The organism is Flavobacterium tistrianum (genome assembly GCF_003254545.1).
GTDB classification, from domain to species: domain Bacteria; phylum Bacteroidota; class Bacteroidia; order Flavobacteriales; family Flavobacteriaceae; genus Flavobacterium; species Flavobacterium tistrianum.
In genome coordinates, this window is record NZ_QJRH01000073.1 from 461,019 (window position 1) to 483,736 (window position 22,718).

Sequence of the window (22,718 nt, forward strand, 5' to 3'; positions counted from 1 at the left end):
TTATCTTGTCATCAACTTCATACCACGAAAGTTTTAAACTATGTGATCGTGGCAGGTCTCCTGACTTATTCTATCTTTAAACGGCCTTCTCACCCCGCAAAGCGGGACAATGGCATTAGTATGTTTAAAGACTTTGTGTAGAACTTACAGTAGCGGGTCTGTTCAGGATTTACACCTGATTCCCTTTTAACTGCTTATTTCAGATTGAAAAAAGCAGACCAAAATCTGGGTAAAGATATAACTCAGGTATGGTGTCTGCAAATTAGAATTGTATTTTTTAATTTTTAATCATGATTTACCATCTGGCGAAAAAGCAATAATTCACCGTTAGCATCTTTCTTCCAGACATTTATGCTTTTTCCTTTTATATTTCCGTTGCTGTCACCATCGCGCCAATCAACGTTATAAAAACCAAATTCAATAATTGCTGTTCTAGCATAAATAATTTCAGAAGTCAGAATCGAGATTTTATCAATACTTAAAGTTCCTGATTTTTCATGGTCTGTAAAATAATCTGTAATTTCTTTTTCACCAGAAAGAATTGGAGTATAATATGTTAGGTACATCGCATCTGGCATAAACATTTTGGCATGCTCTGCTCCTTGCCTATTCTGAACCAATTCCTTTATTTTATTATTTCTTTCTTTTACTTCTAAAGTTAATTTGTCAGTCGGAATATATTCTTTTGTCGGCAGAATTGCACTATCATCTATATTCGGAATGTTTTTATCATCAAAATAACTTGATGATCCCCAAATTTCAGCAGCAATTGTTGGAGACTGACTTCTATTCGAAGACTTTTTCCATAAAACCGAATATTTTCCAGAATAAGAAAACGGATTCTGTCCGTTTACATTTAAGTTTTCAATGAAAGTTCCTATTTCTAAAACGTAATTTCCAAAATCCTGCAAGTCCAGAATTTTTCTTTCATAAGAAGTAATTTTTGCCTGAGACAGCCACTGTTTATAAAAGTCTTGAATCGTTTTGCTGCCTACTCGCTGCCTGCTGTGTTCGGGCATAAATAGGGTTTGATCGGAATATGCTTTTACTAAATTGCTCTGATTTCCTTTTACAAAAGCAGTTGCGAATGAAATATTATACTCTTCAATTTGTTTTTTAATAATCGAATCACTTTTACTTCCTTGAGCAAAACCAGCAAATGCAAAAAGAAAAAAGATAAAACTAAATCTATTCATACCCAAAATTATTTAATTGAACAACAAATGTATAAAATATTAACATTCAGTATTTTACAAACAAAAACAGCTATAAAAAAGCAATTAGCATTCAGACGAAATTTTCTGTTTCTTCTAATAAATTCCTGATGATAATTTCAGTCGAAACATCACTATAACTAGTAATAGACTGCCCCATCCAAATACTCACAAAATCTGCGTTTTGCTCCAGTTTTGCTGTTTTTCTCAACTCAGTAGTCAGTTTATTTTGATATGGGTATGGTAGAATGAATTCAGAATTTTCAATTTCTTTTATAAAAGTATTTTTAATTCCGCGCGCATATCTTCCTGTAAAACTTTTGGTTAAAACAATTTCATTTTCTTTTATATTTCTAAGACGGTGTTTTTCAAAATCTTGCAAAGCGCTTTCTGTACTTCCTAAAAACAAACTACCAATTTGGAAACCATCTGCCCCCAAAGTTTTGGATGCTAATAAAGTCTTGGCATTATAAATTCCTCCAGCATAAATAACTGGCGTATTTACCGCTTCAGTTACCTGCGAAAGCAGTGATAATCCACCAATTTGCGGAATTGTTTCTTCCAGAAAACTTCCACGATGCCCGCCAGCCTCAATACCTTGAACACAAATAATATCAATACCGCTATTTTCCAATGCAATAGCTTCTTGAACAGAAGTGCAGGTTCCAATCAGAAGTACTTTATTTTCCTTGAATGTTGCAATACTCTCCTGATCCAGATTTCCAAAAGTGAAACTCACAATTTTGCAGTTTTCCAATAAAATAGCTTCAATCTGATCGTGATAATCGGTAAGTTTGATTTCGTTTATATCAGGAAAATCGGTTTGAATGCCCAGTTTCTCGGTAAGTTTCTGCAGATGCTTTTTCGTTTTAGCATAATCAGCTTTCAAATTTGGCGTAATCGGATCTATTTTATGGACAAAAATATTTACTGCAAAAGGTTTATTAGTCAATTTTCTTGTCGCTCTTATTAATTCAATACATTTTTCAGCAGGAAGATCTCCTAATGCCAAAGATCCCAAGGCCCCTGCATTGCTTGCAGCAACAGCCATTTCTGGAGTTGTAACACCTAGCATTGGCGCTTGTACGATCGGGAAATCAGTTTTAAACAAATCGGTAAGAACATTTTTCCATTCCATGATATTTGATTTTATTGCTTAAAGAGAATCTTATAAAAGATAAAATCTTCAAAACTTGACGAGAATATAAAGATACTTCAGTTTCAGGAGAAAACACTCAAATTTCACTTATAAAGAAGTTAATTTTTCGACAAATAATCCATAAGAAGACAATATTTGGTTTCATAAAATGTTTATATATAAAAGATTATGATGCATCTCATTTTTTTAAATCAATACCACACAAGATTAATAGTATAAAAACATGAAAAAAATATTTTTGATAATTGCCTCTGCTTCTTTTTCATTGCATAGTTTTGCTCAGGAACTGGATAATAAATTCAAATCGATTCCAGCCAAAAAATCTCCTGTAAAAGAAGTTATTCCGCCAAAAGAAGCTGCTCCTAAAGAAAACCCGCCAGCACCTGTTGAAAAGCCAGCACCATTGCAGGTTAATCCAGACGAACTATTTAAAAACACCAACCTCTATAAGCCAGAAGCCAATGTTGAGGGAATATTTTATAGAAGAAATCAGTTTTTAGGCAATTTCAATACCACAGCTGTTACTTCGACAATTATGTACCGTGATGCAGCTTTTGTAGACGGCGATAAAGTAAAAGTATATTTGAACGATAAAGTTATTGAACCTGAAGTTTTTTTGAACGGCGATTTTAAAAGTGTCAAAATAAACTTGGAAAAAGGAATCAACAAAATTGACATTGAAGCATTAAACGAAGGTTTTGCCTCTCCAAACACGGCCGAATTTAAGGTTTATGATGATAAAGGTCAAGTTATTTCGTCAAGCGAATGGAATGTTGGTACGGGTTATAAAGCTGTTATTGTATTAGTTAAAGAATAAAAACAGAAAAAGAAAAATTGTAATAAATCATAAAAAACACTTAAAACTGCTGGCTTCAGCAGTTTTTTGTTTGGATATATGTAGTTAACTACGTAGTTTTGTACTTATATTAAATTTTAAAATGTCATGCAGATTAAACCTATACAAAATGAGTACGAAAATGAAATCGTAGATTTGATTTTAAACATTCAGCAAAAAGAATTCAATGTGCCTATAACATTAGAAGATCAGCCAGATTTACTAAATATCCAAAACTTCTATTTCAAATCGGGCGGTACTTTTTTGGGTGCTTTTATTGACGGAAAATTGGTTGGTACAATAGCTTTGGTAAAATTTAGTCCAGAAGCTGCCGCCATCAGAAAAATGTTCGTCAAGAAAGAATTCAGAGGAAAAGAATTTCAAATTGCCCAACAATTATTGGAGCAATTAATTGAATACAGCAAAGAAAACGGAATTAAAGACTTATATTTAGGAACGGTTACTTTATTGCAGGCTGCCTTGCGTTTTTACGAAAAGAATAGTTTTGTAACTATACCAAAAGATGCGCTTCCTGTTGATTTTCCGTTAATGAAACCTGACAATGTTTTTTGTCACTTAAACTTAAATCCATAGCAATGAATATAATTGATGAAATTGGAATTTTAGCCATATCAACGCGCTTACAACGTCTTAGCGAGCAATTGCGCAAGGACGGCGCACAGATTTACAGTTATTTTAATATTGATTTTGAACCGAAATGGTTTCCGGTAATTTATACTCTGCATGTAAAAGAAATGCTGAGTGTGGTTGAAATTGCCAGTGAAATTGGCTATAGCCATCCGTCAACCATCAGTTTATTAAAGGAACTGGAGAAAGAAAAAATTATCAGTTCTAAAAAAGACAAACAAGACGAACGCAAGAGACTGATCATCTTAACAGCAAAAGGGAAAGAATTGGTTGAAAAAATGCAACCAGTTTGGAGCATTATGACAAAAACTTTAAACGAAATCACCAATACGCAAAACAATCTTCTGCGAGCAATTGAAGAAACAGAACAAAATTTAACTCGTCAAGGCTTTTTGCAAAGAGCTATTGAACTAAAAGACAAAGACTAATCTCTGCCTGCAATTTTCTTTCTGTGGTTGTGACCCCATTTTGCCAGAGAATCAATCACTTCTTTTAAAGTATGTCCATATTCTGTTAACTCGTACTCAACCGTAACAGGCTGCGTATTGAGAACAGTTCGAGTAACCAATTGATTTTCTTCTAGATTTTTTAATTCTCTGCTCAGCATTTTTCCAGAAATGCCTTCCACTTCTCTTAATAAGTCGGTAAATCTTAATGTATTAAAGCACAATGATGCTATAATAGAAATTTTCCATCTTCCGTTTAAAATATACATGGCGTCATGCACTGCCATAATATGCTGATTGCACGATTTTTTATCGTGTATGGGTTCTTTTATCATGTTCTATTAGTAAGTTACCTCGATGTTACAGTTACTTTTGGTAATCTGATGACAAAAATACACTTAAAGTTTTTACATTTGAACACAATTTTAATCAATTAAAAAAGATGGCCTTAATAGATGCACTAAAGTGGCGTTACGCTACAAAAAAAATGAATGGACAAGCTGTTCCGCAAGAAAAAGTAGATTATATTCTTGAAGCTGCAAAACTGGCTCCTTCTTCTTCTGGTTTACAGCCTTATAAAATTTTTGTTATTACAAACCAAGAAGTTAAAGAAAAACTAAGAGCAGTAAGCTTTGACCAAAGTCAAGTTACAGATGCTTCTCACGTTTTGGTTTGGGCTGCTTGGGATGGTTATAGTTTAGAGAAAATTTCTGCTGTATTTGACAAAACTATTGCTGAAAGAGGAATTCCTGCAGATGCTATGGACGAGTACAAACAAAGACTTTGGGGAATGTATGAGCCTCTTGGTCAAGAATGGCACGCTAACCACGCAGCAAAACAAGCTTATATTTCGTTTGGTATCGCAATCGCTGCGGCGGCTGAACAGCAAGTAGACGCAACTCCAATGGAAGGTTTTATTCCTTCTGAAGTAGATAAACTTTTAGGTTTAAACGAACTTGGTTTAAATAGTGTTTTGGTTTTACCTCTTGGTTATAGAGATGATGCAAATGACTGGTTGGTAAATTTGAAAAAAGTGAGAACTTCTCAAGAAGAATTTATAACAGAAATCAAGTAAAAAATTAATTTTTGCTTAAAATAAAATGCTTCTGAAGGGCTTACAAGCGCTTTTTCAGAAGCATTTTTGTTTTAATTGTTTCATTTTCAATCCAAAACAAAATCCAGCTTAAAAAACAATAAACTGATTTTATCAGTCCTATGTTATTTTTTAATTATTGTACAAAAAAAGGTACGCAATACGGATAATTAAATAATATTGTATCCCTAATTTTGCTTTTATCCAAAACAATTCAATCTTATTTACAACAACTAAAATTCTAACATTATGTCTGATTTTTTAACTCAATTTGGGGAAGACCTAAAAAAGAACGTCCCAGGGTTCATCGCAGTTTCTGTAGCTGAAATTGCAAGCGGCATGTCATACTATTCTCAATCTGTAGTGGCAGATTTTGACCCTGAATTAGCATCGGCTTATAATCTGGAAGTGGTAAAAGCAAAAATGAACGCTATTAAAGCTTTAGGATTAAAAGAACAGGTAATTGACAACATTATGATTACGCTAAGTTCACAAATTCACATCATCGATGTATCTGACAATCAGGAATACTTTATTTACCTGGCTGTAGATTCTACAAAAGCTAATTTAGGTATGACAAAATCTATCCTTAATAAGTACAAAAAAGAAATCGTAGCTAAATTATAACACAATTTTGCCCTTCATAAAAAGGAATATTCATCTCGAATATTCCTTTTTATTTTTTATACAAATTGTTATTCGTTTCTTTTAAAATATTTTATATTTCGAAACGTAAATATGGATTTGTATAAATGGAGTTACGCGCCTATTTTGAAAAATATTCTGATGAAGCAACCTGCATTGAAGAGCTCAAAAACAAACGTTTAGAAAATGGGCTTTTGTGCAGGAAATGCAGACATAATGCACATTCTTTCCGTCAGAATGATTTGAAATTTCAATGCCGAAAATGCGGCACCCGCACTGGTCTCCGCTCAGGAACCGTAATGGAAAACTCCAATCTTCCCGTTCGATACTGGATGATCTGCATTGAATTGATGACACTTTCACATAGAAAATTATCCATACTCAAAATTCAATATTTATTAGGACATAAAAGATATGAGCCGATCTGGTATATGGTTCAAAAAATTCGCTTGGTTATGAAAATCAGGGACGAGAAATACAGATTAAGAGCTTATTCTGAATTTGATCCTGAATTTCTTCAGAAAATTGATCAACTCGCAATGAAGAAAAAAGTCAAAGAATTGTGAATGGTGAGTTGTGAAATGTCAAATGTGAAATGCTAAGATTGCTAATAAAAATAAGGATTAAAAAGATTAAAAAAATCTGTGATAATCCTTATAATCTGTGGCTATTAATATATTGAAGCAGAAAAACTTCACATAGGCTTCGACTCCGCTCAGCCTGACATACCTTTTAAGATTTTCAAAATTTATGAGCATAAAAAAGCCACAGATTACAGGATTAAAATGATTTTTTAAAATCTGTGTTAATCTTGTAATCTGTGGCCTTACTATATATTGTGATTGCAGGAAAATTTACAATTAACCATTCACAAATCACAATTATTTTTTCTTGTTCTTCTTTGCTTTAGATCGTTTCGCTTTGTTTTTAGCGATTTTTTTTGCTTTAGCTTTTTCTTTGGCTTTTTTAGCTTTAGCTTTCTTTTTTGCTTTAGCTTTTAATTTTGCTTTTTTCGCTTTTTCCTTCTTTTTGTCTTTTGCTTTCTCTTTTTTCTTAGCAGCAACTTTTTTCTTTTTCTCTTTTTTCTCTTTTTCTTTCATCTTTTTATTTTTTTTAGATTTTGGCTGATCTTCGTTTTCTTCTGATGTTTTAGCTTCAGCTTCAGATGCCGTTTCTTCTCCCGATTCAGCTTCTTTATTTTCTACTACTTCTTCAGTTGCAGCTTTTTTTGGAGCTCTTTTAGGTTTTGGTTTTGATTCTGAAATTTCAACTACCGATTCTGTTTCTGAAATCTCAGTCTCTTGCTGTTGATTTTCTTCGCTTGAGATAACAGGAGCAACTTCTACATCCTGATCGATTTCATTAGTAAGCACTTCTTTTGTCATTATTCTGTTAATTTTAAGAAATTGATTAAATTTATTTTGGATTAAACTAATTTTTAATGTTATTAAATCATTAAATTAACATCAAAAAATAATAAACAAAGATAAATTGAAAAACCTATTCGCCAATGTTAAGTTTTTCGTGAGCGTAAAAACATAAGTATATTCAGTTAAAAATCAAAAACTTACCCAATGTTAAGTTTTTCAATGCTCTTTTTTCGAAATTAAAAACGTCATTACAGACTTTTTACAGCTATTCTTTCTTTGCAAGAATGAGTAGCGAATTGCATAATTTCGTTTTAAATTTGATGAAATGATTCACGATTTAGCATATCAATCCATTAAACCCAATAAAAACCTTTCGGATTTTGTGGACAGTTTTTGGTGCATGGAGAATAAATCGGATCAAACTTTAGAAACAATTGGCCTTCCAGATGGACGAATTGATTTGTCACTGATAAAAACGGATGAAATTCCTTTTCAAATCAGACTTCTGGGTTTGGGAACACAGCAATACGAAAAAGGAAAAATACCCGCTAATAGTCTCACTTTTACAATCAGTTTTAAACTTCCTGCTGCTGAATATGTTTTTCATGAAAGCATTGCGGATCTTTTAAATTCTGGAAAACTGCTCGAGAGTAATTTCTGGGATTTTAATGAAAATGATTTGGAGAATTTTGAATTGTTCTGCGAAAAAGCTTCTGCAAAAATTGAATCTTTATTGTTAAAAGAAATCGATAATCGAAAACAAAAACTATTCAGACTTATTTACGAAACCAACAGAGACATGACGGTAAAAGAATTGTCGGAAAAATCTAATTGGAGCAGCCGACAGATCAACCGATATTTTAATCAGTATTTTGGGGTTTCATTAAAAGGGTATTGTTCGATTCTGCGTTTTCGTGCTTCTTTAGAACATATTGCAAAAGGGAAATTGTTTCCTGAAGAAAATTTTTCAGACCAGACCCATTTTATCAAAGAGATCAAAAAGATTTCGGGCTCGCTTCCAAAAGAGTTATTTCAAAACAAAAACGACCGATTTATACTATTATCGGCTCTTTCATCCAAATAATTTTGTGCCATAGATTTTAAATACAAAACTATGTTACTAAAAAATAAACAAGTTGCCATTATTGGTGGCGGAATAGGCGGTTTAATGTTAGCCCGCCTTTTACAATTACAAAATAGCAATGTAAAAGTTTACGAAAGAGATATCAATTCCGAAGTTCGCGTTCAAGGTTCTCCATTAGATTTACATGAAGATTCGGGCTTGATAGCCATGAAACAAGCTCATTTATTAGATGAATTTTACAAAAATGTTAGACCCAATGCCAGCAAAACCAGAATTGTTGACCAAAATTTTGAACTGAAATTTGATGAACATTCCATTTTAAAACCGTCTTCTCAAATAAGTTCAGAACAAAATCGTGATTCACTTCAAGACATTTCAAAACCTCGTCCAGAAATAGATCGTTCGGTTCTTCGAAATATTTTACTGAATTCACTTTCTTCTGATTCGATTATCTGGAATAGTCAGTTTACTTCTATGGAAAAAGAAAACGAAGGTTGGCGAGTGCATTTTATGAACGGAACGAATGTTTATGCAGATTTGGTAATTGCCGCAGATGGCGCAAATTCTAAAGTGCGTCCTTATTTAAGCGCAGAAAAACCAATTTATTCTGGAATTACCATGATTGAAGGAACTATTTACAATGCAAAAGAAAATGCTCCTCATCTTTTTGAGTTTTCAAAAGGCGGAAAAGTGCTGGCTTTTGGAAAAGAACAGACAATTATGTACGGCATAAAGGGCGATGGTTCTTTAATGTTTTTACTCAGCAGTAAAATCTCTGAAAACTGGATTGCCGAAAATCAGCTAGATTTTAAAAACAATGAGCAGATTTTCGATTGGTTTAAAGAAGTCTATCAAGATTGGAGTTCTGAATGGGATGAATTATTCAAGAGTAAAGAATTGTATTTTATTCCGCGCCCGCAATATTATTTTTCGTTTAATCAGTCTTGGGAAACGCTGGAAAATTTAACCATGATTGGCGATGCCGCACATAGAATGCCACCTTTTGCTGGAAAAGGCGCTAATCTAGCCTTGCTCGATGCTTTTGAATTGGCTGATTGCTTAACAAATAATCAATTCCCTGATCTGAAAACTGCCATTTCCTATTTTGAAAAACGAATGCTAGAAAGGGCCGCGATTGCCTTAGAAAATACTTTAAAAAACGGAGAACAGCTTCATTCTGAAAATGCTTTAGAAAGGTTACTCTCTATATTTAGCAAAACAAATTAAACTTAATTCATTTTACTTCAATTACTTATATTTTTTTATCTAAATTTACAATTACCTGAAAAACATTTTCTACGCCAATATAAGTTTCACCAAATAAATTTATACCATGAGGCATCTTCTACTCCTATTCTTTTTTACTGGTTTTATGCAATTTACTTTTGGACAAAAAACAGCCGATTCGATTCAGAAAAAAGAAAAGAAAATTGAACTGCGAATAATGCCTTATTTGAGTTATAATCGAAATCTTGATTTTATGTTTGGAGCAATTCCGATGGCAATGTATAAAGTGAATCAAGCTGATACTATTTCACCCAAATCTTTGTCCGGAATGTCGGCCATTTATACGACTAATAAATCTTATGCTTTGGCTTTTTTCAATAAATGGTATTTAAATGAAGACAAATGGCGTTTGAAACTTTTCTTTTTTAATGGAAATCAGAATTCGCAATTTTATGTGGATGATATTGATCAGCCAGATTTTTATGATTATGGAACTAAAATAACGGTTATAAGCGTTGGAGGCCAGCGCAAAATCGTTGGAAAATTCTACGGCGGACTTTCTTATACCTATTCACATTACAATACAGTTTATGAAGATAATATTTCTCCTTCTTCTGTATCACATAGCAATGCTTTGGTTGTAAATTTGTTATATGATACTCGAGATGCTGTTTATTATCCAACAAAAGGATACAAGATTAAATTGGATTGGTCTACTTATCCTGATTTTTTAGACAATGAATTGGCATCAAATAGAATATCCTTTCAAGCCAATAGATATATTCCCACTAGAGATAATAAAGATGTTATCGCGGCTCGAGTGTTTGGCAAGTTTGGTTTAGGAAATGTTGCCTTCGAACAGCAGAGCACCATTGGCGGAACAGACATTCGAGGTTATTCTGAAGGTAAATATAGAGGTGCGGGATTAATGGATATTCAAGGAGAATACCGCTACAACTTTGCAAAAAAGATGGGATTGGTTGGCTTTTTTGGAATTGCAACCATTTATGGTTCTGACACTCCAAGTTTTGATTGGAAAATTTATCCTGGTGGCGGTATTGGATACAGATACAATCCTTTCAAAAAATCAAAATTCAATGTTGGTCTAGATGGTGCGGTTGGTAAAGGAGATTGGGGAGTCTATTTTAGAATTGGTGAAGCTTTTTAATTTTGAAAAATATTTGCTAAAAAGGACTGTCTCAAAAACAGTCCTTTTTCTTTTTATATAATTTCGGTAGTGCTCAATAAAGCTTTTTTCATATTTAGAAAATTGAATTTCTTTACAAAAATCTTGTTTTGTTGAGGCAGTTTAGAAAAAAACAAAGCTAATCCATTTTTCAGATAGTTGCTTTCTCACACTACTGTAACGCATTTTATTGTTTCAAAATCTATTTTTTATGTTTCATTTTATAATCTGCAACATAGAAAAAAAAATTTCATGATTATCTTTCTTTAAATTTGAGTAACCCTCAAATCAAATTCAAATCTTAACTACGATTAATGCTCAAAATCAATTTATTAATTTAAGGTAGTTATAAATTTGCTGTGCTGCCTTTTCATTCCTGATTGCTTATGGCACAATTTTATTTTTCTTGGAGAATTTGCACTTTATCAAAAAAACTGGCTTTTGCTGCCTTATTAATTTTTCTTTCAATTTTTCAAACCAATGCACAAAACTGCTCTGTAAATGCAGGAGTATTGAATGTTACCATTTGTGAAACCGATGCATTGGTTTTGACGGGTAACAATCCAAGCCCCATTACAGGCACAGTCAAATGGACTCAAATCTCGGGTCCTGCTGTAACTATAAATTCGCCAACAAGTGCAAGCACAACTGTTTCTGGATACACTGGAGGCAATACTTATATTTTTAGATACAGCGCAACCTGCAGCGACGGCATTGTATCCTATCAGGACAAGGTGGTTAATGTAAAACCCATAACAAAAGCCAACGCCGGCGCCAATATTACTAGCTGCCCAAATACTAACGGAACATTGGCTATCATTGCAAATACTCCACAAAATAATGGCGAAACAGGATATTGGGAAATAGTGGGTGCAAACAATGCAGGGGTTGTAATTAATTTTCCAAATTTAGCCACCTCAACCATCAGCCTGCCTGACACAAGCTGTGGAGTTACTACTCTTCAATGGGTTATTGAGGGTCCAGAATATGCTCCTGGACAGCGCTGTAGAACAACTTCTCAGATAACGGTAACCAATTATGGAGGCGTTAAACCTGTTTCTGCAGGTCCAGATCAGACTTTGAGCAATTGCTACACCACAACGCAATCAACCAACTTAAATGCTACTTATGGAGGCTGCGGCCTTAACGGGCAAAACGGACAGTGGACATTTGTCAGCGGACCTAATACGCCAGTTATAAGCAATCCAAATGCTAACAACACAGGCATTTCTAATTTAGTTCAAGGAACATACACATTTAGATGGACTGTTTCTGGCCCTTGTGCTTCTGGAAACGATACCGTTGTAATTACGGTGCCAGCTGCAACCCAAGATGTAACACAATTGCCTGGCGGAGATGAAAATATATTCTTCTGCGATAATACTATAAATCAAGTTACTCTTGTTGCACAGACTCCTTTATACGCAGGTGAAACTGTTGCTTGGTCACAAATTTCTGGAGATAGCGGCGCTGTAATTGTTTCGCCGACCAACCCTACTACATTGGTAACCAATATTTTTCAGGGAGGAGATCCGTACCGTTTCCGTTATACTCTGACAAATAATAATACTGGCTGCGTTTTTACCAAGGATTATATTGTACAATATAATGGCCCAACCAGAACTATTTTGGCGAATAACGGAAATGATATTGTTGGAAGCTGTAATGCTACTGTATTTACAATTCCGCTTACGGTAACTGGAACAGGTTCCAACCAGTACCGTATCGTAAGTGGCCCACCTTTATCTCCTTTAGGTCCTTTTCCTACTGCTTTAAAAGATGTTGGAAACTCTCTTACTTTAACCCTTACAGCTCCTGGAGATTACACGGTTGAATTTGTTCGAAAACAGAACGGTGCATTAACTGTTGAATGTGATTTTGGTTTTGATACTTTGGGTATTTTGGTTTCTGGAGATCCTACTCCGTCAAATGCTGGAACCGATGTCAGTCTGCCTTGTGGTGACACGACCACTGTTCTTTCTGGAGTCAGCACAGATGATGGTCTGCATTTTTGGAGTCAGCTTAGCGGGCCTAATACAGCTACAATAGCTGATAATTTTGCAATCGATACGCCTGTGAGCAATCTTATTTCTGGAACCTATGTTTTTCAATATATCACAAAAGGTGGTGGTGCCACCTGTGGTTTTTCAGTTGCAACAGTTACCGTTTACGTTTCAGATAGCACAATAAGCAATGTTGATGCAGGAACAGATCAGGTAGTTTGTGCAAGTTCGCTTGTGCCTCTTAGCGCTGTTCCTGCCGCACCTGGTGAAATTGGAACTTGGAGCCAAGTTTCGGGTCCCGATACCATTACATTTTCAGATGTAAATAATCCAAATGCCATTGCGTCTGGTTTTATAACCCCCATGGCATCTTATGAATTACAATGGACAGTTTCCTATTCGCATCCCGGGCCATCATGTGGTTCATCGGTTTCTGATACCGTAACCATTAGCACAAATAATAATACGGCTCCCACACCAGCAGATGCTGGACCAAATGCCTGCTATTCGTCTGGTACAAACACTTTTAATCTTAGCGGAAATATCCCAGGATTTGGAGACTATGGAATTTGGACAGTACAGCCTTCAACTGGAGTAATAATTGATAATATAGAAGACCCAAATACCATGGTAACGGTTCCAGGAAATGGAACTTATGTTTTTACATGGTCTATAAGTTCAAGATTGCGAACCTGTATTCCTAGCCAAAGTAGCGTATCTGTTACAGTTGCAGAAACACCGCCAATTGCCAATGCAGGTCCAGATCAGGAAATTTGCGGCAGCACCATAACAATGGCGGCCACAAAAAGTGGAGGATCAACAGGTACATGGACTAGAATTTCGGGTGTTGGTAATTATACCATAAGTGATATTCATGATCCAAATGCTGTTTTTACTTTCTCTTACAGCGGTTATTACATATTCAGGTGGACAGTCGATGCGGGCATCTGCGGCCAGGCATTTGATGACATCAATCTTACTATCGGACTTCCGCCTCATCCAGCAAATGCGGGCCCTGATCAAAATATCTGCAACAACAGCAGCGTTATCATGGCTGGAAACTCATATGATAGCTTTTTTGAATTAGGACAATGGTCTGTGCTGACTGGTTCTCCAAATCAGCCTACAATTGTAGATCCTTCTAACCCGAATACGGCAATTAATGGTCTTGTAGCAGGAACATACACTTTCAGATGGACGATAACTGCAAAAAGCATCTTTTTATGCCAAGGTAGTTTTGATGATGTAATAGTTGTGGTAGATCCAGCAGCAAACGCAGGAATAGACCAGACCTATTGCGATGTTACCAGCGTGCAGCTTATAGCCAATGAAAACTCAACGGGAACATGGTCACTGACCAGTACAACAGGAAATCCTGCTGATGTTATAATCACACAATCTCCATCAAACAGCTACATAGCCAATGCAACTGTCGTTCCTGGAAATGATTATGTCTTTACATACACTACCAGTACCACCACATTTCCAAATGGCGCTACATGTACTGGAACTTCAGATTCTGTAAATATTACTATTTTCAATGGGGCAAGTGTCGATCCAAATGCTGGACCAGACCAGACATTATGTATTAGTGATGTTGGCGGAGTCGCTACAATGAGCGGAAATGTTCCTCCCCCAGATGTTACAACGTTTCAATGGAGATTTGTTTATCAGCCGCCGGGAAGCATTGCAGTTATTGATACTCCCACAGCACCTTTAACGACAGTTTCAAATTTAATTGTTCCTGGTCTTTATATTCTGGAATGGGTATTCATGAGCAACAATTGCCGAACTCTTTCAGATATTGTGCGAATAGAAATGAATGCGCCGCCAAGCACGGCCATTGCAGGTCCAGATGATACTGTTGCCTGCCAAACCACTTATAAAACCGCTGCAGTTCCTCCGACTGTAGGTATAGGTACATGGACATTTTTCTCTCAGCCCCCTGGAGGTAATGCTGTGATTGACAATCCAAATAGTCCTGTAACAACTTTATCAAATATTAATGTTTTGGGGACTTACATCTTAACATGGACAGTTAGCAATGGGCCTTTTACAAATCCTTCACTATGCCAGCCGACTTCAGACCAAGTAGAAATAACCTTTAATGATGTTCCGCCATCCATTGCCAATGCAGGTCCAGATCAAGAACTTTGTGATGCTACCAGTGCTACGATGAATGCCTCAACAGTAACATCAGGTTTAGGAACATGGACACAGGTTTCTGGTCCAAATACCGCTGGTATTGCATCTCCAAATAATGAAAATTCCTTAATGCTCGGACTAATTCCTGGCACATATGAATTTAAATGGACAGTTACCACTACTAATTTAAATGGATGTTTCTCTGAAGATACTGTCTTGGTAACTATCTACGAGAATCCATCAACTGCCAATGCAGGACCAGATCAAATTAGACCTCAATTTTCATCTATTAATATGAATGCGGTTGCTCCAACAGTTGGAACTGGAAGCTGGATTCAAACCGCAGGGCCTAGCACAATAGGTTTTACAGATCCTACTAGTCCAACAACGGCTGTAACTGGAACAATTCCTGGCATTTACACTCTCCAATGGAATGTAACAAATGGAAACTGTGCTGTTTCATCAGATTCAATGAATCTTACAATACGTGCCGTAGCCGATCTTGAATTAACTAAAACAGTAACACCTACAACAGGAAGCGTTGGCGACGTGGTTACTTTTAATATCAATGTGTTTAACAATAATGCATTGGGAGGATCTTCAACAGCCACCAATGTTGCCATACGTGACTTTATTCCACTCGGCTTTGCGCTTGTTGCTGGATCTGTTACTTCAGCAGGAGTGTATAATGTTGGCGATAATACTATTACTTGGAGCGGTATCACAATTCCGAGCGGAAGCATTTTAAATCTATCATTCAAAGCTACTATATTACCTTCGGGAGGGTCTTATGTCAATACAGCAGAGGTTATTGCATCTGATCAATTTGATCCTGACAGCACGCCAAACAATCAAAACCCGGCAGAAGATGATCAGGACAGTGCTACAGTAGTTCTCGATGTAGCCGATTTATCGCTTAAAAAAACAGTTTCTCCTAATACTGTAAGTATCAATGATAATGTCATTTTTACAATTTCTGTAACCAATAGCGGGCCAAATAATGCAACTGGAATCACGGTTTCAGACAAACTGCCGCCTGGCTACACCTATGTGAGTGATAATGGAGCGGGAAAATACAATAGTCTCACAGGAATATGGAATGTTGGTAATTTGAACAACGGAAATACGCTTTCCTTACAGATTACTGCTAAAGTAAATGTCGTAACATCGATGAGCGATTATTTTAACACGGCAGAAATCCAGACCGCCCATCAGTTCGATCCTGATAGTACTCCTGGAAATGGTGTTACAACAGAAGATGATATATCCACAGCCTCGGTTTCTCTAAAACAAGCGGATTTAGAACTTACAAAATCTGTAACTCCAACTTCGGCCGCGGCAGGCGAACAAGTTAACTTTACTATTAATGTTGTTAATAATGGTCCAGGAAATGCAACTGGAGTTGGCGTAAGGGATATTGTTCCTGTAGGCTATACTCTAATACCTGGTTCCGTGTCGAATGGAGGTACCTATCAAGTGGCCACTGCTACTCTGGAATGGCGAAATCTATATCTTCCAGCTAATTCAAATATAGATCTGACCTTTAGCGCTATTGTTAATCCTTTAGGAAACTATCTAAATGTCGCTCAAGTAATAACCAGCGATTTGCCAGATCCTGATAGTGTTCCTAATAATAATATTCCTACAGAAGATGATCAGGATGATGCAGAAATTATCTTTGTTGGACCATCAGCAGATTTATCTTTGGTTAAAAATGTTGTAGCAGGCAATACATCTCCTGTAGTCGGAAGCCAGATTTCGTTTGAACTTAAAATAACAAATGATGGCCCAAATAATGCCACTGGAGTACAAGTCGCCGATCTACTTCCCTCTGGATTTCAATATGTAAATTACAGCTCTTCTGCTGGAACATATAACAGCACTACCGGAATTTGGAATGTAGGAACCGTTGATTCTGGTGTTACAGAATCTCTTATTCTGGATGCTAAGGTATTGCCAGCTGGCAATTATATAAATATAACTCAAGTCATAGCAAGCGATCTTCCAGATCCTGATAGTACACCTAACAATGATGATGGAGATCAAAGTGAAGATGATGAAGATAATGCTGTTGTAACACCTATACCACCATCAGCAGATTTATCACTGACAAAAACTGTAAGCAATCCTACTCCTTTGGTTGGTTCTACTGTAACTTTTAGCATTATCACTACAAACAGCGGACCGCAGGACGCAGCGCTTGTTCAAGTGACAGACTTACTGCCTTCTGGTTATACCTATACCAATTTTAATGCAACAAGCGGAACGTATGATACCACAACGGGCTTATGGACATTAGACATATTACGCAGCAGTGAATCTGAAACATTACAGATTAATGCCATAGTTAACCCGACAGGAGATTACACCAATATTGCTGAAGTTACTAATAGTGATACTCCTGATCCCGACTCAACTCCAAATAACGGGGTGCCGACAGAAGATGATTACGGAACAGCAACAACTACTCCTATTCCTCAATCTTCTGATTTGTCGTTAACTAAAACAGTCAATAATGTAACACCTTTAGTAGGCTCTCTTGTTACTTTTGAAGTTGTTGTGACCAATAATGGCCCTCAGGATAATTTTGGAGTACAGGTAACTGATGTACTTCCTTCTGGATATACATTTGCAGGATCTACCATTTCTACAGGAACCTATGACAGTGCCACAGGGATATGGATAGTTGGTAATTTAGTAACTGGCGATTCAGAAACTCTGCAGATTGTTGCGCAAGTAAATCCAAACGGTATTTACACTAATACAGCCGAAGTAACCGCAGCTAATCTTCCTGATCCGGATTCGACACCAGATAATGGAATCACGACAGAAGATGATTATGCAGAAGTTACTACTGTTCCTGTTCCAACATCGGCAGATTTATCATTGACTAAAACTGTAAGCAATCCTACTCCTTTAGTGGGCTCTTTAGTAACATTCAGCGTTCAAGTAACAAATTCTGGACCGCAAGAAGCAAACGGTGTTATGGTTACCGATTTATTGCCTTCAGGTTATACTTATGTATCATACAGCGCAACAACAGGAACGTATGATCCTGCAACAGGGCTTTGGGATGTTGGAAATATGCCTGTTTCAGATTCTTATACATTGCAAATAACAGCTTCCGTTAATACCACAGGAAATTATACTAACAGCGCCGAAATCACAGCAAGCAGCCAGCCAGATCCAGATTCTACTCCAAACAACGGAGTTACAACAGAAGATGATTACGCAGAAGCCTCTACAACTCCAATTCCAGCTTCAGCAGATTTGTCATTAAACAAAACCGTTAGTAATCCTACCCCATTGGTAGATTCTTTGGTAACTTTTGAAATTATAGTTACCAATAGTGGTCCACAGGATGCAACTGGAGTTCAAGTGACCGATTTGCTTCCTAACGGTTATCAATTTAATGCTTATACGATTTCACAAGGAACGTACAATTCAGCAACCGGTATATGGAATGTTGGAACTTTAGCAAATGGAAATTCCCAAACGTTACAGATAATTGCAACGGTACTGCCTACAGGCAATTATACAAATATTGCAGAAGTAACAGCATCTGACCTTCCTGACCCCGACTCAACACCAAATAATGGAGTTCCTACAGAAGACGATTATGATACAGCAGTGGTAACAGTAATACAAAAAACTCCAGTATCAGACCTTTCATTGACTAAAACGGTAAACAATCCTACCCCATTAGTCGGTTCACAAGTTATTTTTGAAGTTATAATTACCAATAATGGAATAGATGACAACACAGGTGTTCAAGTTACAGATCTGCTTCCATCAGGATATACACTAACAGGATACACTATCTCTACAGGAACTTACACCTCTGCAACAGGTATATGGAATGTTGGCAATATGATAAATGGAAAATCTGAAACTTTACAAATTTTGGCTGTTGTTAATCCGACAGGAAATTATGTGAATGTGGCCGAAGTAACTGCAGCTGATCTTCCAGACCCTAATTCGACACCGAACAACGGGGTTGCCACAGAGAACGATTATGCAACTGCAACCGTTACTCCAAACGCACAAGCTGCAGATTTATCTTTAACCAAAACAGTAAATAACGCAACGCCTCTTATAGGCACTCAAGTTATTTTTGAAGTAATTGCAACCAATAACGGCCCTCAAAATACTGCAGGAGTTGAAGTAACCGATTTATTGCCTTCTGGTTATACTTTTGTTAATTATAGCTCTACAAAAGGAACTTATAATGCTACAACTGGTAAATGGGTTATCGGCTCGTTGATTAATGGAGACTCGCAAGTATTGCGTGTAACAGCTACTGTAAATGCAACTGGAAATTACAACAACATTGCAGAAGTAACTGCCAGCAGCCTTCCTGATCCAAATTCAACACCAAATAACGGAGTTGTAACAGAGAATGATTATGCTACTGTTACAACTACTCCGACGCCTCCTATCGCAGATTTATCTCTAGTCAAAGGCATAGTCGGAGGCAACTTTAGTCCTGTTTTTGGCGCAACCGTCACTTTTGAAATTATAGTGACCAACAGCGGGCCACAAACGGCAACAGGAGTTAAAGTAATAGACATGCTGCCAAGCGGTTATGAATATGTAGTATACAGTTCAACAGCTGGACAATATTTTTATTCTAATGGAATTTGGGATATAGGAACAATACCAAGCGGAAGTTCTGAATCTTTATTGATAACTGCAAAAGTAAACCCAACAGGTATTTATCAAAATATTGCCGAAGTTTATGCCTCAAATGAGCTAGATCCTGATTCTACTCCAAACAATAATGTTTTAGGCGAAGATGACATGAGTGCTTTATTATTGTCTCCAGTTCCTGCGGTAGCTGATCTTTCTATTGAGAAAAAAGTAATTAACAACATACTTACTCCAGAAGTTGGTTCGCAGATTACATTTTCTGTTACAGTTGCAAATTCAGGACCAAGTATTTCGACTGGCGTAACAATAAAAGATATTCTTCCTGCTGGTTATGTTTATGAGTCTTACAACTCAACTTCTGGAAGCTACAATCCGATCACAGGAATTTGGTCTCCTGGAATTACGTTACCTGGAAACAGCCATACTCTGCTTATAAATGCTTTTGTAAAAAGCCCAACCGGAACAGCTGATGAATATTTGAATACAGCAGAAGTAATGACAGCCGATCAATTTGATCCAGACAGTACGCCAGGAAATGGCATTGTAACTGAAGATGATTATGATAGCATTTCGGTCACACCTGTAATAATTGAAGCCGATTTATCTTTAAACAAAAGTACACTTTCAGGTAATCTCGTGCATGATGTAGGAAGCACAGTTATTTTTGAAATAACAGTTACCAATGATGGACCTGGAATTGCTAGCGGTGTAATGGTTAAAGATATTCTTCCTCCTGGATTTACCTATTCGACTTACACAGCCACAAGCGGTATATATAACAACATAACTGGAATGTGGAATACTGGAATTGTCAACGTGGGAAATACACAGACTCTTCAAATTTATGCAACCGTTAATAAACCATCAGGCCAATCTGGAGAATACACCAACATAGCCGAAATAACAGCCAGCAATCTTCCCGATCCAGACTCAACTCCTAATAACGGAGTTCCGACCGAGGACGATTATGATAGCGTTACTATAAAAGTAAATGTTGCCGATTTAAGTCTGGATAAAACCGTAAGCAACAAAAATGCTAATGTAAACGAGACAGTAACATTTACACTACAGATCGGAAACGAAGGTCCAAGCGAAGCGACAGGCGTTGCCGTTGAAGATATTATACCATTAGGATACAAAAACATCACCAATATTACTAATGGCGGAATCTTCAACCTGAATACTATAAGATGGGAAAAACTAACTATACCTGTTGGAGGTCTTACCCTAACATACAATGCTACAGTTGTTCCTGTACATGGCTTACAAAACTCTGACTATTTGAATATTGCACAAATAACTGCTAGCGATCAATTTGATCCCGATTCGACGCCAAATAATGATAATGGCGATCAAAGCGAGGACGACGAAGATTCTGAATTCATCAATATTCCGTCAACAGATGTTGCAATAAGAAAAGATGTAGATAAAACTGATGTTCCAATGGATTCACAGGTAACCTTCACTATTACAGCAGAAAATCTCGGAACTCTCACCGCTACAAATGTTGAAGTACAAGATGTACTTCCAAAAGGATATTCATACATAAATTCAACAGTTAGTTCTGGAGATTATAATCCTGCAACAGGAATTTGGCAGATACCGGCAATTAATGGTGGAGCTTCTCAGACACTTACACTGGTGGTTAAAGTAATTGATTTTAACGATTATCTGAATACGGCACATATGACACAGCTTGATCAAGTCGACACAAATCCGACAAACAATCAGGATAGTGCAACTGTTTCGCCAAACTGTCTGAAAATCTACAATGAGTTTTCACCAAATGATGACGGCCAGAACGACTTCTTCTATATTGATTGTATAGAAAGGTATCCTAATAATCAACTGGAGATATTTAACCGCTGGGGTAATTTGGTTTACTACCAAAAAGGCTATAAAAATACTTGGGACGGAAAAGCAGACGGCTCTGCCAAAACGCTTCCGGAGGGCACCTATTTCTATATTCTCGATTTAGGAGACGGATCTAAAAAAACCTCTGGATGGGTTTACCTAAAATAAAACCATCCAGAAAATGAAAAGTTTAAGAATAGGATTAACCAAAATAGAATTGGCTATGATTAAAAATATAAAAAAGGTTTTCGCGATAATTACTCTATTCTCGGTATATGGAGCCTTTGCACAACAGGACCCGCAATACACGCAATATATGTATAATACAATGACCGTAAACTCAGCTTATGCCGGATCTCTTGGACATTTAACCGTAACTGGTCTTTTAAGAACGCAGTGGGTTGGTATTGAAGGCGCTCCAGATACTCAAAGTTTTTCATTAGACACTCCACTCGGAAAAAATGTCGGTCTTGGAATCTCAATTGTAAATGAAGAAATCGGACCTACAGAAGAACAGTATTTAGATGCAAACCTCTCTTACACCATTAAATCTGGAGAAACCCATAAACTCTCATTCGGATTAAAAGGCGGCGGGCGTGTTATTAATATTGACTGGTCTAAAGGAAGCCACAAAGACCCTGATTCCCAATTTCGAGAAAACATTACCAATAAATTTTTGCCTGTTGTAGGGGCAGGACTATATTGGCATGGAGAAAGAGATTACATCGGAATTTCAGTTCCAAATTTTATGACCCGTGAACGCTATACCTACGATGATATCAGCGATGATCTAGTCAATCAGAGAATACACGTATATCTTATTGGAGGTATTGTTTTTGACCTTTCGGCACATACCAAATTCAAACCAGCCGTTTTGGTAAAATATGTTGCTGGAGCTCCAATTATTGCCGATTTCTCAGCCAATTTCATGTTCAACAATGCCATAACGCTGGGAGCTTCTTATCGTACATCAGATTCTGTTAGCGGTTTAGTCGGCATACAGATAACGCCAATGATTATGGCTGGATATGCGTACGATTACACCACAACCGCCTTACAGAATTACAACAATGGTACGCACGAAATCATGCTTCGTTTTGAACTCGTTTCACGCAAAAAAGGATTAAAATCACCAAGATTCTTTTAATACGGATAGTCT

At 36.6% G+C, this 22,718-nt stretch carries 14 protein-coding genes, 1 pseudogene and 1 riboswitch; of the genes and pseudogenes, 11 read left to right on the plus strand and 4 right to left on the minus strand.

Going from position 1 to position 22,718, the window contains the following annotated elements; translation table 11 throughout:
* Window positions 1-33 precede the first annotated feature (33 nt).
* A riboswitch (cobalamin riboswitch) is annotated at window positions 34-238 on the minus strand.
* Between the two features lie 46 nt (window positions 239-284).
* Both DMB71_RS21030 and DMB71_RS21035 read right to left on the minus strand, forming a co-directional pair.
* Window positions 285-1,196: a YybH family protein gene (locus tag DMB71_RS21030; RefSeq protein ID WP_111369575.1), complete on the minus strand. Its 912-nt coding sequence runs from the start codon at window positions 1,194-1,196 to the stop codon at window positions 285-287.
* A gap of 91 nt (window positions 1,197-1,287) precedes the next feature.
* Window positions 1,288-2,352: an NAD(P)H-dependent flavin oxidoreductase gene (locus DMB71_RS21035; RefSeq protein WP_111369576.1), complete on the minus strand. Its 1,065-nt coding sequence runs from the start codon at window positions 2,350-2,352 to the stop codon at window positions 1,288-1,290.
* A 244-nt stretch (window positions 2,353-2,596) separates the two neighbouring features.
* Here DMB71_RS21035 and DMB71_RS21040 point away from each other — a divergent pair, with 244 nt between their 5' ends.
* The 3 genes from DMB71_RS21040 to DMB71_RS21050 all read left to right on the plus strand — a co-directional run bounded on the left by DMB71_RS21040 (window position 2,597) and on the right by DMB71_RS21050 (window position 4,284).
* Window positions 2,597-3,190: a hypothetical protein gene (locus tag DMB71_RS21040; RefSeq protein WP_111369577.1), complete on the plus strand. Its 594-nt coding sequence runs from the start codon at window positions 2,597-2,599 to the stop codon at window positions 3,188-3,190.
* Window positions 3,191-3,316: 126 nt separating this feature from the next.
* Window positions 3,317-3,802 (plus strand): GNAT family N-acetyltransferase, encoded by a 486-nt coding sequence (locus DMB71_RS21045; RefSeq protein WP_111369578.1) that lies wholly within the window; start codon window positions 3,317-3,319, stop codon window positions 3,800-3,802.
* A 2-nt stretch (window positions 3,803-3,804) separates the two neighbouring features.
* Entirely contained in the window at window positions 3,805-4,284 is a 480-nt protein-coding gene (locus DMB71_RS21050) for a MarR family winged helix-turn-helix transcriptional regulator (protein ID WP_111369579.1), read from the plus strand.
* Here DMB71_RS21050 and DMB71_RS21055 read toward each other — a convergent pair.
* Window positions 4,281-4,637 (minus strand): winged helix-turn-helix transcriptional regulator, encoded by a 357-nt coding sequence (locus DMB71_RS21055; RefSeq protein WP_239453017.1) that lies wholly within the window; start codon window positions 4,635-4,637, stop codon window positions 4,281-4,283. The two genes, DMB71_RS21050 and DMB71_RS21055, sit on opposite strands and share 4 nt — an antisense overlap.
* Before the next feature lie 107 nt (window positions 4,638-4,744).
* On the opposite strand from DMB71_RS21055, the gene DMB71_RS21060 reads away from it, so the two are divergent.
* From DMB71_RS21060 to DMB71_RS21070, 3 genes and pseudogenes are all read left to right on the plus strand, one after another.
* On the plus strand, window positions 4,745-5,377 hold the full coding sequence (locus DMB71_RS21060) for a nitroreductase family protein (protein WP_111369580.1): 633 nt from the start codon (window positions 4,745-4,747) through the stop codon (window positions 5,375-5,377).
* 267 nt (window positions 5,378-5,644) lie between these two features.
* Complete coding sequence (locus DMB71_RS21065; protein WP_111369581.1) at window positions 5,645-6,022, plus strand: hypothetical protein; 378 nt, start codon at window positions 5,645-5,647, stop codon at window positions 6,020-6,022.
* A gap of 125 nt (window positions 6,023-6,147) precedes the next feature.
* Window positions 6,148-6,570: pseudogene (locus tag DMB71_RS21070) on the plus strand (IS1595 family transposase); the annotation flags it as partial.
* Between the two features lie 351 nt (window positions 6,571-6,921).
* On the opposite strand, the gene DMB71_RS22110 reads toward DMB71_RS21070, so the two are convergent.
* On the minus strand, window positions 6,922-7,425 hold the full coding sequence (locus DMB71_RS22110) for a hypothetical protein (RefSeq protein WP_204251814.1): 504 nt from the start codon (window positions 7,423-7,425) through the stop codon (window positions 6,922-6,924).
* Between the two features lie 310 nt (window positions 7,426-7,735).
* Here DMB71_RS22110 and DMB71_RS21080 point away from each other — a divergent pair, with 310 nt between their 5' ends.
* The 5 genes from DMB71_RS21080 (at window position 7,736) to DMB71_RS21100 (ending at window position 22,706) form a co-directional block, all read left to right on the plus strand.
* Window positions 7,736-8,494, plus strand: a complete 759-nt coding sequence (locus DMB71_RS21080; RefSeq protein ID WP_111369583.1) for a helix-turn-helix domain-containing protein — start codon at window positions 7,736-7,738, stop codon at window positions 8,492-8,494.
* Between the two features lie 30 nt (window positions 8,495-8,524).
* Entirely contained in the window at window positions 8,525-9,721 is a 1,197-nt protein-coding gene (locus DMB71_RS21085) for an FAD-dependent oxidoreductase (RefSeq protein WP_111369584.1), read from the plus strand.
* Between the two features lie 106 nt (window positions 9,722-9,827).
* Window positions 9,828-10,889, plus strand: coding sequence for a BamA/TamA family outer membrane protein (locus tag DMB71_RS21090; RefSeq protein ID WP_111369585.1), 1,062 nt, complete (start codon window positions 9,828-9,830; stop codon window positions 10,887-10,889).
* A gap of 404 nt (window positions 10,890-11,293) precedes the next feature.
* Window positions 11,294-21,727 carry a PKD domain-containing protein gene (locus DMB71_RS21095; RefSeq protein WP_111369586.1) on the plus strand — a complete coding sequence of 3,478 codons (10,434 nt, stop codon included), beginning with the start codon at window positions 11,294-11,296 and terminating at the stop codon, window positions 21,725-21,727.
* A 13-nt stretch (window positions 21,728-21,740) separates the two neighbouring features.
* A complete protein-coding gene (locus DMB71_RS21100; RefSeq protein WP_111369587.1) occupies window positions 21,741-22,706 on the plus strand; it encodes a PorP/SprF family type IX secretion system membrane protein in 966 nt (321 codons plus the stop codon).
* Window positions 22,707-22,718 lie beyond the last annotated feature (12 nt).

What these genes read in the sequence shown, in the direction of transcription:
- DMB71_RS21030 (WP_111369575.1), bottom strand. Translation starts at nt 1,196, where the DNA reads ATGAATAGATTTAGTTTTATCTTTTTTCTTTTTGCATTTGCTGGTTTT.
- DMB71_RS21100 (WP_111369587.1), top strand. Translation starts at nt 21,741, where the DNA reads ATGAAAAGTTTAAGAATAGGATTAACCAAAATAGAATTGGCTATGATT.
- DMB71_RS21080 (WP_111369583.1), top strand. Translation starts at nt 7,736, where the DNA reads ATGATTCACGATTTAGCATATCAATCCATTAAACCCAATAAAAACCTT.
- DMB71_RS22110 (WP_204251814.1), bottom strand. Translation starts at nt 7,425, where the DNA reads ATGACAAAAGAAGTGCTTACTAATGAAATCGATCAGGATGTAGAAGTT.
- DMB71_RS21065 (WP_111369581.1), top strand. Translation starts at nt 5,645, where the DNA reads ATGTCTGATTTTTTAACTCAATTTGGGGAAGACCTAAAAAAGAACGTC.
- DMB71_RS21085 (WP_111369584.1), top strand. Translation starts at nt 8,525, where the DNA reads ATGTTACTAAAAAATAAACAAGTTGCCATTATTGGTGGCGGAATAGGC.
- DMB71_RS21045 (WP_111369578.1), top strand. Translation starts at nt 3,317, where the DNA reads ATGCAGATTAAACCTATACAAAATGAGTACGAAAATGAAATCGTAGAT.
- DMB71_RS21055 (WP_239453017.1), bottom strand. Translation starts at nt 4,637, where the DNA reads ATGATAAAAGAACCCATACACGATAAAAAATCGTGCAATCAGCATATT.
- DMB71_RS21050 (WP_111369579.1), top strand. Translation starts at nt 3,805, where the DNA reads ATGAATATAATTGATGAAATTGGAATTTTAGCCATATCAACGCGCTTA.
- DMB71_RS21095 (WP_111369586.1), top strand. Translation starts at nt 11,294, where the DNA reads ATGGCACAATTTTATTTTTCTTGGAGAATTTGCACTTTATCAAAAAAA.
- DMB71_RS21090 (WP_111369585.1), top strand. Translation starts at nt 9,828, where the DNA reads ATGAGGCATCTTCTACTCCTATTCTTTTTTACTGGTTTTATGCAATTT.
- DMB71_RS21035 (WP_111369576.1), bottom strand. Translation starts at nt 2,352, where the DNA reads ATGGAATGGAAAAATGTTCTTACCGATTTGTTTAAAACTGATTTCCCG.
- DMB71_RS21040 (WP_111369577.1), top strand. Translation starts at nt 2,597, where the DNA reads ATGAAAAAAATATTTTTGATAATTGCCTCTGCTTCTTTTTCATTGCAT.
- DMB71_RS21060 (WP_111369580.1), top strand. Translation starts at nt 4,745, where the DNA reads ATGGCCTTAATAGATGCACTAAAGTGGCGTTACGCTACAAAAAAAATG.